This window comes from Desulfurispirillum alkaliphilum (assembly GCF_055378285.1).
The window spans coordinates 1,703,521-1,720,252 of sequence record NZ_AP042405.1; the positions used below are offsets into that span (position 1 = coordinate 1,703,521).

Below are 16,732 nucleotides of genomic sequence, written 5' to 3' on the forward strand. Positions count from 1 at the left end.
GATGGAATCATGAATCGCGAAATGCAATCACGTCGATGGCGTCCCTCAAGGCGCGCACTGTTTCTTGTGTTGCCAGGGCTTGTGCTGCTGGCCGGGGCAGGCTATTTCAGCTGGCAGCATATGTTCAGCAACCAGAAAGGCCAGCAGGCCTGGAGCATTGCCCAGGTCCAGAAAGGCAATATCGAAAACCTGGTAACGGCCACGGGTACCCTGCAGCCACGCAATTACGTGGATGTGGGAGCCCAGGTGTCGGGCCAGATGCAGAAGATCCATGTGGAGGTGGGCACCCAGGTGCAGCAGGGTGAACTGCTGGCGGAGATCGACCCGACGCTCTTTGTGGCCAAAGTGGATGCCACGCGGGCCCAGCTGCGTTACCAGCTGGCCCAGCTACGCGATCGCGAGGCGCAGCTGATCCTGGCGGAAAACCATTACCGGCGGCAGAAAAATCTGCTGGCGGAAGATGCCACCACCGAGGAAAATGTTCAGAATGCCGAAGCATCGCTGCTTTCTGCCAGGGCTCAGATCGAAATGCTCAGGGCACAGATCGACCAGACGGAATCGACCCTGCGCTCCGATGAAGCCAGCCTCAACTACGCCATGATCTATGCTCCCATGGACGGCACGGTGGTTTCCGTCAGCGTGCGCCAGGGGCAGACCATCAATGCCAGCCAGCAGGCGCCGACCATTCTGCGCATTGCCGATCTTTCCACCATGACCGTGCAGACCCAGGTTTCCGAAGCCGATGTCAGTAAACTGCGCATGGATATGGAAGCGTACTTTACCACCTTGGGCAGTCAGGGCCGGCGCTGGTACGGCAGGCTCCACCGGGTGGAACCCACACCCACCGTGGAAAACAACGTGGTGCTCTATAATGCCCTGTTCGATGTCACCAATGCCAATCGCGAACTGCTGCCCCAGATGACCGCCCAGGTCTTCTTTGTGGTGTCCTCGGCCCGCGACGCTTTGCTGGTGCCGGTGGCAGCCCTGAGCATGAGCTCCGCAACGAACACGAATACCGCGCAGCGCCGTGAACGGCCTGCGGGGGCAGAATCGGGCGATCGCGCGCGCATGCCCGGTGGTGAATCCGGTGAGCGCAGTCGCGCAGCCGCTACTGCCAGTGCCACTTCCCGCGCCACCGTTCAGGTCGTTCTGGCCGATGGCACCCTGGAACCCCGCGAAGTTGAGGTTGGAGTCAGCAACCGCATTCAGGCGCAGGTGCTTTCCGGCCTGGTGGAAGGTGAACGGGTTGCCGTGGGCGTTGCCCAGGCGGGCAATTCCGGCGCGGCGCGCACTGCGACTGCCGGCAGCCCTCTGGCTGCTGGGGGTCCGGGCACGGGCATGCCCAGGGTGCGCTGATGGCAGCATCCCAACCCCTTATTGAACTGCGGCAGGTCACCAAGACCTATTTTAATGGTGAGCTCTCCGTGGAGGTACTCCACGGTGTCGACCTGAAAATCTACCCCGGCGAATTTGTGGCCATCATGGGCGCTTCCGGTTCCGGCAAGTCGACACTCATGAATATCCTTGGTTGCCTGGATCGGCCCACTTCAGGGCAGTACCTGTTCATGGGACAGGATGTCTCGGATCTGGAGCGCGATGAACTGGCTCGCCTGCGCCGGGAAGAGTTCGGTTTTGTCTTCCAGAGCTACAACCTCATCAGTGTGGCTACGGCGGTGGAAAATGTGGAGGTGCCAGCGGTCTATGCCGGTATGATTCCTGCCATGCGACGCGAACGTGCCCATGCCCTGCTGGCTGAGCTGGGCCTGGAAGATCGCCTGACCCATCGTCCGGGGCAGCTCTCCGGTGGGCAGCAGCAGCGGGTGTCCATAGCTCGAGCCCTGATGAATGGCGGTCGTATCATTCTGGCCGACGAACCCACGGGCGCCCTGGACAGCAAGAGTGGTGCCGAAGTCATGCGGCTGCTGCGCGAACTCTCCGCCCGCGGCCACACGATCATTCTGATTACCCATGAGCGGGAGGTGGCTGAGCACGCCAGCCGCGTTATCGAGATCCGCGATGGAGATATCCTTTCCGACCCCGGACCGCAGCCAGTGTCTTCGGGAAAAGAGGGTTTTGATGCTCAGCATCAGAAGGACTCTTTCTTCGGTGAGCTGCTGGAGGCGACCCGCACGGCGGTACGCGCCCTGCGCAGCAATATTTTCCGCACGATCCTGACTCTGCTGGGGATTGTCATCGGTGTGGCATCGGTTATCACCATGCTGGCCATTGGCGATGGCGCCAAGCAGGAGGTGGTGGAGCGCATCAGCTCCCTGGGCAGTAACCTGCTGACGGTGCGGCCGGGAGCCCCCAATATGCGGGGGCGGGGTGGAATTGCCACCCTGGTGCCCGATGACGTGGTGGCCGTGCGGGAGCTCTCCAATGTGCTGGCAGCTGTGCCGGAGCAGAGCAGCTCGGTTACGGTGCGCTTTGGCAACTTTGACCATCGCACCGAAGTCAACGGCACTTCTGCCGATTTCCCCGTGGCGCGGGCCTGGCATCCGGCGGAGGGAACCTTCTTCAGCGCTGACGATGAACGCAGCTACGCCACCGTGGCCGTCGTGGGTCAAACGGTTTCCAGTGCGCTCTTTCCCTCTGGTGATGCCCTGGGACAATTTATTCTCATCAACAATATTCCCTTTCAGATAATCGGCATCATGGACGAACGGGGCGCCGGACTGGGGGGGCAGGATCAGGATGATGTGGTCCTGGTGCCCTTTACCACCAGCAGCCTGCGCCTGACCGGACAGCGCTTCCTGCGCAATATGATTATTGCCGTCGAGGACGTACGGCAGATTGACCAGACCCAGGAAGAGGTGCACACCCTGTTGCTCATGCGGCACGGCGGTGTGGAAGATTTCCAGATCCGCAATATGGCCGCCCTGATTGACAATGTGACCGAAACCCAGAACACCATGACCATCCTGCTGGGTTCCATCGCCGCCATCTCCCTGCTGGTGGGTGGCATTGGCGTCATGAACATCATGCTGGTCAGCGTCACCGAACGCACCCGTGAAATCGGCATCCGCATGGCCACTGGAGCGCGCATGCGCAATATTCTCCAGCAGTTTCTCATTGAAGCGCTGGTGGTCTCCGCCATGGGCGGGCTGATCGGTGTGGCGGTGGGCCTCAGCGTTGCCGCCATCGTCGGTTCCCTGGGAACCGCCATCCACTACTCTCTGACCCCGGTGGTGCTGGCCTTTGGCTGCGCCTTTGCCACGGGGCTGGTGTTCGGCTATCTGCCCGCCCGCAAAGCGGCGCGGCTGGACCCGGTGGTGGCGCTGGCGTCGGAATGAGGCAAAAGATATAAGGGGTAAGGCAGAAGAAAGAAACCACGGAAGGCACGGAAAACACGGAGAACACGGAACGAGAGGATATTTTTTTTCCAAAAAACTCTTTCCCACTCCTGGCTGTTTGTCCGGACTTTCCGTGTATTCCGTGGTTTATCCTCTTTACTATAAAGGCCTCCCCTCTTGGCGGCTTGATTCCCATGGTGTGAACTCGGTTTTTGTCTTGTGCAATCGCATTGCAATGCAGATTTACGGCCTTGATAAGGGCCTGAATGGAAGTGTTCTATGAAAATACCGTTTCCCATATGGCCTCTGCAGCGGCTGTTCATCGGCTGCTGCTGTATTGTCCTCAGTGGCTGTGCCAGCCAGTTTGCCCCTCCCACGCGTCCTGAACCCGTGCTGCCCGAAGCCTGGCAGGCCCAGCTGCCCACTGAAGCCCAGGTACCCGAAGGCGACTGGTGGCAGCGTTTTGGCTCCCCGCGTCTTGAGGAGCTGGTGCTCATGGGCATGGAAGGCAGTCCCGACCTTGCCGGCGCGGTGGAAAGAGTGATTCAGGCAGAAGCTCAGCTGCGCAGCACGGGCTCTTCCCTCTTTCCCGCCGTGAACCTCAGTGGCGGAACATCCGCCCAACGCCGCAGCGTTTCCGGTGGCAGCAGCACCAGCAGCGAATCCACCAACCTCTCCCTGGGAGCCAGCTACGAAGTGGATGTGTGGGGACGCATTGCGGCGGATGTGCGGGCCTCCGAAGCCAATCTCGCGGCCAGCCACTTTGACTATGAAAGTGTGCGCCTGAGCCTGATCGCCGGCGTAGCCAGCGGCTATTTTCAGCTGCTGGCCCTGGAGGAACGCCTGGCCTATTCCCGCGAAAATCTCGCCATCAGTGAACGGGTGCTGGGCATCGTCGAGGCGCGCCAGCGCCACGGCACCGCCTCTGCGCTTGACCTGGCCCGTCAGCAGTCCACTGTGCTCAGCCAGCGCTCCACCCTGCTGAGCCTGGAACAGCAGCAGCGCCAGACCCGCTCGGCCCTGGCCATTCTCCTGGGCGTTGCGCCCCAGGAATTTGCCATCAACCCTGAGCCCTTCAGCCAGTTGCGCGTTCCCACCGTCGACCCCGGAATGCCTTCAGACCTGCTCTTGCGGCGACCCGATCTGGCGCGGGCCGAAGCCCAGCTCGTTGCCGCCGACGCCAGCATTGTGGCGGCTCGTACTGCCCTCTTCCCCTCAGTCTCCCTGTCGGCTTCGGCGGGAGCCGCCAGCAGCGGGCTTCTCTCCCTCTCAAGCCCTACCAGCACCCTGAGCCTGGGTGCCTCCATCACCCAGAGCATCTTTGATGGCGGGCGCCGCCAGAGTCAGATTGCCAGTGCCGAATCCCGCCAGCGCGAGCTGTTGGAAACCTACCGCAAGGCCATTCTGACCGCCCTCAAGGAAGTGGAGGACGCCCTGAACACGGTCCACTTCAGCACACAGCAGGAACAGCTGCAGACAGACATCCTGGCGGAAACCAGAAGGAGCCTGCAGCTGGCGGAACTGCGCTACCGCGAAGGAGCCGATGACCTGCTCAGCGTGCTGGATGCCCAGCGCAGCCTCTTCAGTGCCCAGGATCAGATGGTGCAGCTGCAGCTGACCCGCCTGAATGGCGCGCTTGAGCTGTATAAAGTTCTGGGGGGTGGGTGGCAATACGCCGGGATGTGAGAAGCGTTTTGAACTGAGATGCTTGTACTGCGATAGCGGTGTGGAGTGCCTTGCCCAGTGTGGCCGAGGGAATACTGCCGCTATCGCAGTATGATTATTTACAGTAGGGAGAAAAGCACTCAGGACGTAGCCATAAATCCCGACATTTTTCCACGACTGCCACGAAACACGTCAGAGTGTCATTTCTGCATGCCATAAGGAGAAACGCCGAGAACCCGCTATTTCGGGGGTGCAAAACCTGAGTTTCCCCCTATGGCTTTCATGATGGCGACTCGGGTGGTTTCTATGTCCTCTATTGTGAGACTATCATGAACTTTCAGGTCAGCATTGATCCATCTGCTGACATATACACCGTCGAGGTACTGAAAAGCGCTTCCCCACGCCCACCTTCCTGCAGTTGAACACTTCCTCACCTCCTCGTAGATGATGATCTCGCACCGTACTTACAGCAGAGTTCCGCTCTGTCGTTGCTCATTCCAGTCAGAATTGGGTCTTGACGATCGTGTTACGAATATGTAAATTGTGCCACTTGGAGTGAGTTTCGTCGTATTTCATGAGGAGTGGTTATGTTAAGAAGGTTCTTGGAAGGTTGGAGGGCAGGCTTCGCAGTGGCATTGCTTGCCGTGACGGCGGCACAGGCGGATGATCCCAAGGTATCAGTACAGCTTGAGCCTGTGCGCGTTACCGGAACGGCGCATGAAAGTACCGGATACCGGGCCAGTGAAGTGAGTGGGGCAACCGGCATGCCCATTGATCCGACACTGGTGCCCCAGGCGGTGACTATCGTGACGCCACAGATGCTTGAACACCTGGGTGCCACGCGCATGGGCGATGCTTTGCCCTTTGTCAGCGGGGTGTCTTCTCAAAACGATTTCGGCGGAATGTGGGACAACTATTCCATCCGGGGTTTCGAAGGTGATATCAACCGGGGGCCGGTTTTTCTGCGGGATGGTGTACGGGCTAACCGCGGGTATACAGGCAAGCAGGATGCTGTCAACCTTGAGCGTATTGAAATTCTGCGGGGGTCGTCTTCGGCATTGATCGGCAGAGCTGATCCCGGTGGAGCGGTGAATATTGTGACCAAGCGCCCCAGCTTCGAACCATCCGGCGAGGTAACGCTGGCTGCCTCCAGTGACAAGCCCCATCGGGCGACCTTCGATTACACTGGGCCTCTGAGTGATTCCATCGCCGGCCGGATCAGTGTGGCGGTTGAGGATGGCGATACCTTCCGGGATCATGTCAGTGAAAATCGCTTTGTGGTGGCACCAGCTTTCTCATGGATTCTTTCCGACAACGCGCGCGTGCACTATGATGGCGAATTTTCCCAACAGAAGCGCCCCCTTGACCGTGGGGTCATGGCGGTGGATAACAGGCTCGGTGTGGTACCGGTGACGCGCTTTCTCAATGAGCCCGATGATGGCGACATCACTCTCAGGACCCAGGCAAATCGTCTGCGTTTTCAGACTGATCTCAGCGAGAACTGGTCCAGCCAACTGACTCTGGCCCATATGCACAGCACGATGAAGGGCGATTCCACTGAGGCCATGGGCCAAAGCGATGGCTACCTGATTCGCGAACGGCGTCACCGCGATTATGAGAGCGATGATCTGGTGGCTTCAGCGGAGATCCGTGGCAGTGTGGAGCTTTCCGGACTGCGCCATGACCTGCTGCTGGGGGCCGAGCTGAGCCGATACGAACAGGACTTTCTCATGCGGCGCAGTGCCCGCACGCAGGCCAACGCGTCTGATCCCTACGCGTTCAATATTTACAATCCGGTTTACGGAAGCGGGCCCATACCCTTCGACGATTCGCGGACCAATCAGCGCGAGGATGCTGAGGATACCCTTGCCTTCTACGTGCAGGATCTCATTCATGTGAACTATGCGACCCGTGTGCTGGTGGGCGGACGCTTCGACCGCTTTGAGCAGGAGACGAAAAATCTCCAGACGGGGGTGAAGGCATCCCAAAGGGACAATGCCGTCAATCCGCGAGTCGGTGTCAGTCACGATCTCACCTCCCTGGTGACGGTTTTTGCCAATGCATCACGGGCATTCAATCCCAACTCTGGTGCGGATCGTCATGGTGACCAGTTTGATCCCGAAACCTCCACTTCCTACGACATTGGCCTGAAGACCACACTGCCCGGTGGACTCTCCCTGGACGCCAGTCTCTTTCAGATTACCAAAGAGAACGTGCTTACCCGCGACCCCGTTGACGCCGCCTTCTCGGTGGCCGCCGGCGAGGTCAGAAGCAGGGGAATTGAGCTGGATGTGAACGGGAAAATCACCGAAAGCCTCAGTGCCAGCTTCAGCTACAGCTATACCGATGCCCATATAGTGGCTGACGGGGTTACCTTCAGCCAGGATACCCGCCTGAATAATGTGCCCCGCAATCAGGCCAGTCTGCTGACCAATTACGGATGGAAACTGGCCGACAGGGATGCCAGCATCGGCGGTGGTATTGTGTATGTGGATTCGCGGGTGGGCAACCAGAGCAATACCGACTTTACTCTGCCCTCGTATTCCACGGTGCACGTTCGCGCCGCCTATAAACCGCGACCTGATATGGAAGTCGCCTTTATCATCGACAACCTCCTGGACAAGGAGTATTACACGGCCTCCTACTGGGAGCACTGGGTTACCCCGGGAGCGCCGCGTAACTATACCCTCCAGCTAACCTACCAATTTTGAATAAGGAGTTCTTATGCGTCTGCTGAACACATTTACGGCACCCGTACTGCTGGCGGGCCTGCTTGCTACCGGAGTCTGTGCCCATGATCTGTGGGTCAATGCCAGCGAGTCCGGCACATCACTCACGGCGGAACTGGGCTATGGTCACGACTTCCCCGTGGCTGAGGCCATCGCGGAGGACCGGGTCCATATTTTCCCGCCCATGAAGGTTTTCGGCAGTGGGGAAAGCGTGGAGATGATTCAGGAAGGGGAAAACTATCGCTACGTGCTCCCTGAGGGTGTGGCGCCGGGAACCTACTATGTGGCTGCCACCTATCGCCCGACCTACTGGACGCGAAACCCGGCTGGATGGCGTCAGGCCACAAAACGTGATGTACTGGGCGCTCTTTACTGCTCACAGGCCCAGATGTTCGGCAAGCGACTGCTGATTGCGGGCGATGCCGTGCTGGATGAAACGCAGATGACCTCTCCCGTAGGGCACCAGCTTGAACTGATACCCCATACCGCCGTTCCGTATAGCTCTGACCAGTCCATTGAGATTGTGGTCCTCTTCAATGGCGAGCCCCTGGCGGCAGCGGAAGCCGAAATCTTCTTTCGCAAGGGTGAAGGCGAACTGGAATCCCGTAAAATCAAAGCCGATCCGTCGGGCCGGTTGGCTCTTGTCCCGGGGAGTGCCGGAGAATTTCTCATCAAAGTCAGCCATAAAGAGGATTATCCCGATAAGCGGGTCTGTGATTATCATACCTACGCCGCCACCCTTACCTTCAGTATCCACTGATTGCCATCGAATCTGAGCCCAGATGCCCCACCGACTCGTGTTGAGCGGCGGGGCATTTCTGGTTTCATGTGCGCCTGGGATTCGAGGCTTTTCAGTGTACTTGCGGTACCGGGATATTCCGGGAAGGGTGAAGTTGAACTTAGTTGCTGCTATTTTTGTGTTGCCTCTTTAGCTTTATCGCGGTAAGAGTAAAGTCGATGGTGTCATGGGGTGCTGGCAGTGCGCCACCACTTCGGGATGTTCTGTGGAGGCTGATGCTGTCAGCACCCCATGTCAGCGTGAATACGTGCGGACTTCGATGAACCCTGAGTACAGGAGGGCCGTTGTGGAAAAAGACCCGCCGGATGTGACGATTCTGGACCAATGCCGAACACTCTACGAAGATCGGGGTTTTTTTGTGGTGCAGCACGATCGACGGGAGTCTCGGGGTACCTGTCTGCGCGCTGGCGTATCGCCCCAAGTCGGGCGTGGCTGGATGGATATACGTGAGCTGCGTGATGGGATTTCCCTTGGGCGTTGTGATTGCGTCATCCACTCTCCTCATGAGTACAGCTATCCAAATTTCAGCTGCAACCTTGGTTTTAATATGCTGCTCTGTGGCGGCTTTCAGCTGGGTATCCCCGAGCTTGGGCTCTCAGAACAGGTGCAGGCTGGTGACCTGTGGCTGTGCAGTGGCCGTGTTGAGGAAGTCCGTTACCGCCACCAGCCTCACACTACCATGCGCGGGCTCTCACTGGATATACCTGTTCATGTGCTTGATCAATGGCGTGAGCAACTTCCGCAGCGTTTCAGTCGCAACCTGGACGCCTTGCTTTCCCGTGATCCTGCCGTCTGCATGCGCCTGACACACCATCGTCCGACCATCAGCCGGTTGGCCACTCGTCTGCTTGCACAATCCTGCAGTGATGTTTGTGACGAATTGCGTCTTGAGTCCCAGGCTCTGGATATCCTGGCCGTCTTTCTGGGGCTTGATATCTCTGCGGAAGAAACCCGCCGTCACTGTGGTGGCAGTCGTCGCAGTGTCGCCATTGACGAGGCGGTGGATATCCTGTGCAGCGAATGGGTTGATCCGCCAACCATCGCGGCCCTTGCCCGCCGGGTTGCCCTCAATGAATGTTACCTGAAAACCGGCTTCCGCCAGCGCCTTGGCATGACCATTGGCGAGTATGTGCGCAAGCTGCGCATGCAGAAGGCCCTGGAATTGCTGGAGACCGGTGAGCACTCGGTGCTGGAGGTGGCCCTGATGGTGGGATACTCCTGTCCGGGGCATTTCAGCGGTGCCTTCAGACAGTTCCATGGCCGGCTTCCCTCCAACTGCATCAGGTAGCGCTCTTCCCTGCTCTGTGTCTAATGAGAGTTCAGGTTCCCCCTCCCCCGTTTTCCTCTCCTGGTAATGCCTTGAGTAGATCACTCATCCATGCTCTTTCACTTCCCTGTATTCTTTTTCCGCTGTCATAGAGAGTCGGAATGGAAGGACATTGCCGTCGCAGGCTGAAAGGTTTCCCGATTGGAGCAGTCGTTTTCCCGTGTCGAGTAGCAGACTTCTATGAGCTGTGGGAAAAGAGTTAGCTGTAACGTATTTTCTTCCCGGAGACTTCATGGAGGTTGTGGATGAGACATGATGTGCAGGTGTGGTGTGCGAATCAATTGCGGAGCGGAAAATGGGGCCAGATCCCCATGGTTCTGGCACTGGTAGTGTGGTTCAGTGGAGGGGCTGCCTGGGCGAACGAAGGGGATGCTGAAGCGTCCGGGCAGGTAAGCGTCCTGCAGACTATCACGGTGACGGCCAATAAAATTGAAGAGGACATCATTGATGTCCCTCAGAGCATTACTGTTATCAACGAGATAATGCTTGAGGATAAAGGCATCAAATCCGTGGCTGACGTTATCAGGGAGATTCCGAATATGAAGGCCAGCTCAGGTCCGATGGCCAGTGCGGTAAATTTTCGGGGCCTGAATCCCTCTATATTCACGAACAACAATCCTGTGGTGATCTATATTGATGGGGTTGCTCACAGTGGGATCGAAGGGTTTGATGCGTCGCTCATGAATGCCGAGCGGGTCGAAGTGCTGCGGGGGCCTCAAGGTACTCTTTACGGTAAAGATGCCATTGGCGGGGTCATCAATATTGTGACCAAAAGACCATCAAATACCTGGCAAGGGAAGGTGGAGACCGAATACGGCAGTTTCAACTCAATGCGAAGCGCCCTGAACGCAGGGGGTGCGCTGATCGATGACAGGCTTTTTCTGGGCTTGAATGTCCAGTACCGGCAGGATGACGGATGGATCGAAAATACAGCCGCCGGCATGGACAGTGATTTCAATAAGGAAAATGATCGGCGACTGAACCTTAACCTGACCATGACTCCTACTGATCGTTTCACCGCGAGGCTTTCGTTGACGAATGAATACACGCAGCAGTATGGGATCAATGGTATCGGCATACCCGGCAGCGCTGTTATTGGCGATTTTTCCAGAGATGATGCCAAGAAACAGGAAGTGGATATGCCGACCAAACAGGTCACGGAAAGTAATGCCCAAAGCATGGGTTTGACCTATGAATTTGATGCCGTGTCCCTGAATGCGGTGACGACCAATAAAACGGTTCAGTTCAATGGTGAGTACGACTCGGATTTTGGCAATGATCCGCTATACGCAGGTCTGGTTCAGTTCAGTGATTTTGATGTGGACAGCTGGACTCAGGAATTGCGCTTGTCAAGCAACGCTGGACAGGGTTTGCGTTGGGTGGGTGGTTTCTATTTTGAAGCCGAGCGTCACAAACAAGGGCGTATGGGCATGCAATTCCCCGATTTTGACCCGGTAAGTTACGCATACCTTGGAAACTCGGAGATGAGTGCCGTCTCACGAACCGATTCAGACACTCTTGCTGCCTTTGGTCAGGTAATTATCCCTTTTGCAGAACAGTTTGAGTTGACCTTTGGTGGACGTTACCAGCGTATTACAAAAGAAATTGACCTCTCCATGTACTACTTGCCCGTGGGCGTGCCAGGTCCAGCCATGTATGAGCTGGAGGCGGAAAAGACCTGGAACGCATTTCTGCCGAAGGCAGCCATATCCTGGCAGTTTGCGGATGCATGGAACACATATGCGCTGTGGTCAAAGGGGTATATGCCTGGAGGGTTTAACTATTTCGCCATGGCAGGCAGCGCCGATGATAATCGATTTGAACCTCAGACCTCTACAAACTATGAGTTGGGCGTGAAGGGAAACTTCGGGCAGGGCTCCATTGCGGCATCGTTATTTTATATGGATATAGAAGATATCCATATATCTAAATCCATCGGCGCGATGTACGTCACGGATAATGCAAAAAAAGCCTACTCTCAGGGTGCAGAAGTCGAGGTGACCTTCCGCCCTGTGCATGGGCTGGAGATGAACTCTTCAGTGGGGCTCGTGAAGGCAAAATATCGCGATTATGACTGGGGTGGTGGCAATTTTGACGGGCAGACCATTGAGCAGACCCCTGCACACAGTGTAAGGGCAGGCGTTGCCTATACACATCCTCACGGGTTCTATGGGCGTATTGATGTGTCCAGCACAGGCAGACATTACTTCTACGATGATGCAACTGCCCTTGAGCCATTTCCGAAACAGGACGCCTATACCCTCGCAGATGCGAAGTTCGGGTATCGGGTTGCTGACTGGGACTTCTATCTTTACGGACGTAACCTTACCGATGAAAAATATATCAGCATGTACTCGGGTATGCGCGTTATTGCCTACGGCGACCCCCGCACCTTTGGCGTCGGAGCGCGCTATATTTTCTGATGGTCCTCCCACGGTCCTCATCCTGAGGCTGTGTTAGGCATACTCTTTCCTTTCTTCACTCCTTTTCCGCTCTGCCCGGCTGAGTACATCAGCCGGGCAGAGCACCCTGAAAACCATGCCGGAGGGACAATACTGTCACCCCAGGCACTGCCGGTGTCCGAAGATATCGGCTGAAAAAATATCGCGGGAAGCCTTCCCGCAGGAGCACATTACGATGCGAAAAGAGACGAGTCTGAGAGTACAGGGGCTGAAAAAAACCTACGCCAACGGTGTCTGCGCCCTTGATGGCGTGGATCTCGAAGTGGGGCCCGGCCTGTATGGACTGCTGGGCCCCAACGGGGCGGGCAAGAGCACCCTTATGCGGACACTGGCGACCCTGCAGGCCCCGGATGCGGGTGAGATTTATCTGGATGAAATAGATGTGCTGGCGCAGCCTGATCACCTGCGAAAGCGGCTCGGGTATCTGCCCCAGCATATCGGGGCCTATCCTGGTGTCAGCGGGCGTGACCTGCTGACTCGATTTGCCTGGCTTAAGGGTCGCACGGATCGCCGGGAGCGTCAGGCTGAGGTGAGTATCCTCCTGGAGCGGGTGAATCTTAACGAAGCTGCCCATCGCGCTGTCTCCACCTATTCCGGTGGCATGCTGCGCCGCTTCGGTATTGCCATGGCCCTGATCGGTTCGCCGCGCCTGCTGATAGTGGATGAACCCACTGCTGGGCTTGATCCGGCCGAGCGCAATCGCTTCCACCGGGTTCTGGCTGATGTGGCGGCCGATGCGGTGGTTCTGCTTTCAACCCATATCGTGGAGGATGTGGAGAGCCTGTGCGGTCGCCTGGCCATTCTGGCCCACGGCCGCATCCTGATGGAGGGCTCGCCTTCTGAACTGATCAGCAGTCTGGAAAATCGCCTGTGGTCACGGGTGGTGCCACGGGGCGACGAATTACCCGAAGCCCTCCATTACAGTGCGGTACCCGATGGCACTCTGGCTGTGGTGCAGGCAGAGGCTTCGCCGGGGAAGGGCTTCCGGCGTCACACCGCCTGTCTGGAAGATGTCTACCACCTGGCGCTGGCCCAGGCAGGTCTGACGGGGGCAGAGGAATGAAGTTCTTTCTGAAGGAAGCCTGGCATGAATTTCGCTTTGGCATGAGCAGCGGTGTCGTGATTCTGGTCTATCTGGTGCTGGTGGGGTATCTCCTGCTGGTGCTCAGTAACGCGGATTATCTGCGCGATATGGGGGCGGTGGACGTACCCCGCAATGCGCCGGCTCTGGTCTATCTCATGTCTTCGGGGATGTCGTTTTTCCTCTTCTTTATCTGGGCCTGGGTGTTCGCTCAGCCCATTCTGCGTGATCAGGCCGCTGGCCTGCATGAGGTGGTGCTGGCTTCTCCTGTTTCCCTGCGCCAGCTGCTGGGGGCGCGCTTTGTGGGAGCCCTGGCTGTTGCCATTGTGATTGGCAGTTCCCAGGTTGTCGGCTTTGCCATTGCACCCGTTCTGGAGTGGATGGGCGCTGTGCCGGAGAATTCCTTTGCTCCGACCCCCTGGCTTGCCTTTGGTTGGGGAATGCTGCTGTTTATTATTCCCCTGGCCCTGGGAAGCGGTTCTCTGTATTTCGTGGCCGCCCTGCGCGGCCGCAGTCTCGGCGCGCCTTTCGCGGTGGCGGCTGCCCTGATGGGTTTCTGGATGGTCTCCATGATCATCCTCAAGGACGGGTATGTGGATCCCTTTTATTTTGCGATTCTCGATCCTTCCGGCTTTGCCGAGACGGAGTATCAGGTTGTCGACAACTGGACACCCCACCAGAAAAGCACGGCTCTGCTGGCCCTGACCCCTGGCCTGATCTGGAATCGTCTGATCTGGTGCGGTCTGCCACCACTGCTGCTGGCGGTTTCCCTGCTGCGCGTCCGCCGGGAGTGGCTGGTGCTGGAGCGCGGACGCGCAGTCATGGCGGTTGCGTCGGGTAATGAGCTGGGGCCAGGGCCACAGGTGTTGCCGGGGCCTGTCGCCGGGGCGGTTTCGTGGAGCCGTGCCGCAGCCAGTGAATCCTGGTGGCAGGTGCGCCAGGTGCTCAACCGTCGCTGGATGTGGCTGACCCTGGGCATGCTGGTGCTGCTGGGGTTTGCGGCAGGGTTTGTCCATGGCGTGCAGCACGCCTACGGTCCCATGGTGCCTCGCCCCGAGCTGGTCACCCCTCTGCTCTCCAAAAATTTCTATCTCATCATCGTGTTTATGCTGGCTGGCCTGGTGGGCCTCGCCATCCGCCGGGATGGCCGGGGTGGTATTGAGCAGATGCTGGACGCGGCACCGGCGCCGAACTCTGTGCGCCTGGCCGGACTGGTTGCCGGTATGGCAGGCATTGCCCTGGTCCTGGTCATGGTTCCGGCTCTGGCCAGCCTTCTCACGGCGTTGTTCGTGGCACCGGAAAGTGTGCGCCTGGTCTTTCCCTTTGCGCACCAGTTCTTCGTGCTTCTGCCCGCGTTACTGGAAATCTGCGCGTTCACCCTGTTACTGCACATTCTGATCCGCCGTCCGGGGCCGGCCTATGCCGCCTCTATCCTGGCGGTGTTTATCATGATCGTGAACCATGAGGCCCACCTGGTGACCTATCCACCCCTGGAAATAGGATTGCAGATACCCGTGCATATTTCCGGGCTGACGGGACTTGGCCCCTGGATGGAGAAACTGCTGGTCAGCGGCGGTTTCAAACTGGCTCTGGCAGCCCTGCTGCTGGCCCTGAGTGCCATGCTGGTCGTACGGGGCACCGATGACCACTGGAAAGTGCGCTGGAAAACATTTCGCCGCTCTCTGCGTGGCCGGGCTGGTATTGGTGCCCTGGCGGCGACAATCTGCCTGGCCCTGTTCAGTGTGGTGATGTTTGAGCGCTATGTGGCGCAGGGTCATTACGAGAGCCGTGCCACGGAGCTTGCCCACGATGCCGCCTGGGAGCGTCACTGGCTTGGACAGGCCGCTCCTTTCACGGTGGCTGGCGGGCATGTGCTGCTGCAGGTATATCCGCAGCAGCGGCAGCTTGCAGGGCAGTGGCGCATGGAAGGGGTCAGCTCCGACAATGGACACCTGCACGCTGCACTGCCCGATCTGCTGCGTTTTCAGAAAGCGATGGTGGAGGGACGCGAAGTCGTTGCCGAGGTGCGTCATCACCATGTGGCTGTGCCTTTGGAGAACTGTCCTCCCACGGGTTGCCAGGTGACTCTGGAGTGGACACTGTCGGCGCGGGGCTGGGACCCTGAGCATCGGCCACCCTGGCTGGTCGCCGATGCATACTGGCTGCACGCGCCGGACCTGATGCCTCGGCTGGGCTTTGATGCCAACCATGTGCTGCGTACTCCCGCAGAACGGGAGCACTTTGGCCTGCCGAACCCCGTGGTTCTGCCTCCCTACGCCTCCACGCTGGCCGCTGGTGCCGCGGCTGCGGCGGGTGACTGGAGTTGGGAGGTGCAGGTACACCGTGGGCAGGAGATCGTTCATGTCCAGCGCGGAGCAACCCATGGCCTGCTGGATTTTGCCGATGCCTGGGTGGCTGGTCTGGAGGCGCATGATCATGGTGCGGTAACGCTGCTGCATGATCGCAGCCGCAGGGGCATGGCGGCGTCGGTGGTCGAGGATCTTGACGCCATGGGAGCCTGTATTGGTCAACGCATGGGACGCGTTCCGCCAGTTTCCCACATTCTCCAGTGGCCCCGTGAACTGGGCGAAACCCGCCTGTCGGGCGAGAGGCTGCTGCTGGCCGAAGCGCCCCACTGGGATGTCCAGGAGAGTGGCGTGGGGCGATGGCTGCGACGTTCGGCCATTGCCAGGGCCCTGGCGGAACGGGTGATTCTGGATGACGGCGATGTGCGCGAAGGTGAGGGTTCCCTGTGGCTGAATCCCGGACTCTCCGGTGCCCTTGGCCTGGCATGTGTGGCGGAAGCAGATGGCCTCAGTGCCCTGTCGGCCCTGCTCTCTCACGGCACGGATCAGGTGGCGCGTTCCCTGGCAGCCAGCACCATACCGGTGACGACGCTGCGGAGTGCTCCGACGGAATCGGGCTGGGCGGTGGACTATGCGCCGCTGACGCTTCTGAATCTGGTAGTAACTCAATCTTCCGGTGAGTTGAACGCTCTGCTGGCAGATGTACGCCAGGGCGATGCGGTCAGCGCACTGCGGGCGAAGGTGGGAGCGTCCAGCGCGGAACGGCTGCTTGGTCCCCCGCTGGCTTCGGATGTGCGCCTGGGTGGTGGCAGTGAACTTCAGATTACCGGAGAGCGCTGGATATGGCATGCGGGTGGCTGGCAGACGGAAGAGACGCCTCTGGAGCCCTGGCGCTATGTGATCCGGGACGGAAAGCTCCGGGGGGAACCGGTGAGTGGCCTGGAGAGCCATGCCACTGATGCCTGTGACGCCCTGTACCTGGATGGACGCTTCGCCTATGAGCGGGCTCCCGTTGATAATCTGTGGCGCGCATCGTCACCGGAGTGTCGCTGATGCGGCTGTTGTCCGGA

General features: G+C 58.6%; 9 protein-coding genes. All 9 read left to right on the forward strand.

Annotated features, from left to right (window positions below; translation table 11 throughout):
• Positions 1-9 precede the first annotated feature (9 nt).
• The 9 genes from ACZ46I_RS07650 to ACZ46I_RS07690 all read left to right on the forward strand — a co-directional run bounded on the left by ACZ46I_RS07650 (position 10) and on the right by ACZ46I_RS07690 (position 16,715).
• Positions 10-1,356 (forward strand): efflux RND transporter periplasmic adaptor subunit, encoded by a 1,347-nt coding sequence (locus ACZ46I_RS07650; RefSeq protein ID WP_013506527.1) that lies wholly within the window; start codon positions 10-12, stop codon positions 1,354-1,356.
• Positions 1,356-3,293, forward strand: coding sequence for a MacB family efflux pump subunit (locus tag ACZ46I_RS07655; protein ID WP_464280422.1), 1,938 nt, complete (start codon positions 1,356-1,358; stop codon positions 3,291-3,293). Before ACZ46I_RS07650 ends, ACZ46I_RS07655 begins: the two co-directional genes overlap by 1 nt.
• 279 nt (positions 3,294-3,572) lie before the next feature.
• The gene (locus ACZ46I_RS07660; RefSeq protein WP_464280423.1) at positions 3,573-4,979 is read left to right on the forward strand and encodes an efflux transporter outer membrane subunit; all 1,407 of its coding nucleotides are present in this window, start codon (positions 3,573-3,575) and stop codon (positions 4,977-4,979) included.
• A 608-nt stretch (positions 4,980-5,587) separates the two neighbouring features.
• Positions 5,588-7,669, forward strand: coding sequence for a TonB-dependent siderophore receptor (locus tag ACZ46I_RS07665; protein ID WP_464280424.1), 2,082 nt, complete (start codon positions 5,588-5,590; stop codon positions 7,667-7,669).
• A gap of 13 nt (positions 7,670-7,682) precedes the next feature.
• Positions 7,683-8,447, forward strand: a complete 765-nt coding sequence (locus ACZ46I_RS07670; RefSeq protein ID WP_464280425.1) for a DUF4198 domain-containing protein — start codon at positions 7,683-7,685, stop codon at positions 8,445-8,447.
• Between the two features lie 325 nt (positions 8,448-8,772).
• The gene (locus tag ACZ46I_RS07675) at positions 8,773-9,774 is read left to right on the forward strand and encodes a helix-turn-helix transcriptional regulator (protein WP_013506522.1); all 1,002 of its coding nucleotides are present in this window, start codon (positions 8,773-8,775) and stop codon (positions 9,772-9,774) included.
• A 284-nt stretch (positions 9,775-10,058) separates the two neighbouring features.
• Positions 10,059-12,236 (forward strand): TonB-dependent receptor, encoded by a 2,178-nt coding sequence (locus tag ACZ46I_RS07680; RefSeq protein WP_464280426.1) that lies wholly within the window; start codon positions 10,059-10,061, stop codon positions 12,234-12,236.
• A 214-nt stretch (positions 12,237-12,450) separates the two neighbouring features.
• Positions 12,451-13,338, forward strand: coding sequence for an ABC transporter ATP-binding protein (locus ACZ46I_RS07685; RefSeq protein ID WP_464280427.1), 888 nt, complete (start codon positions 12,451-12,453; stop codon positions 13,336-13,338).
• Positions 13,335-16,715, forward strand: a complete 3,381-nt coding sequence (locus ACZ46I_RS07690) for an ABC transporter permease (RefSeq protein ID WP_464280428.1) — start codon at positions 13,335-13,337, stop codon at positions 16,713-16,715. The genes ACZ46I_RS07685 and ACZ46I_RS07690 overlap by 4 nt, the downstream gene beginning before the upstream one ends.
• The last annotated feature ends 17 nt before the right edge of the window (positions 16,716-16,732 follow it).

What these genes read in the sequence shown, in the direction of transcription:
- ACZ46I_RS07685 (WP_464280427.1), top strand. Translation starts at nt 12,451, where the DNA reads ATGCGAAAAGAGACGAGTCTGAGAGTACAGGGGCTGAAAAAAACCTAC.
- ACZ46I_RS07660 (WP_464280423.1), top strand. Translation starts at nt 3,573, where the DNA reads ATGAAAATACCGTTTCCCATATGGCCTCTGCAGCGGCTGTTCATCGGC.
- ACZ46I_RS07670 (WP_464280425.1), top strand. Translation starts at nt 7,683, where the DNA reads ATGCGTCTGCTGAACACATTTACGGCACCCGTACTGCTGGCGGGCCTG.
- ACZ46I_RS07690 (WP_464280428.1), top strand. Translation starts at nt 13,335, where the DNA reads ATGAAGTTCTTTCTGAAGGAAGCCTGGCATGAATTTCGCTTTGGCATG.
- ACZ46I_RS07650 (WP_013506527.1), top strand. Translation starts at nt 10, where the DNA reads ATGAATCGCGAAATGCAATCACGTCGATGGCGTCCCTCAAGGCGCGCA.
- ACZ46I_RS07680 (WP_464280426.1), top strand. Translation starts at nt 10,059, where the DNA reads ATGAGACATGATGTGCAGGTGTGGTGTGCGAATCAATTGCGGAGCGGA.
- ACZ46I_RS07655 (WP_464280422.1), top strand. Translation starts at nt 1,356, where the DNA reads ATGGCAGCATCCCAACCCCTTATTGAACTGCGGCAGGTCACCAAGACC.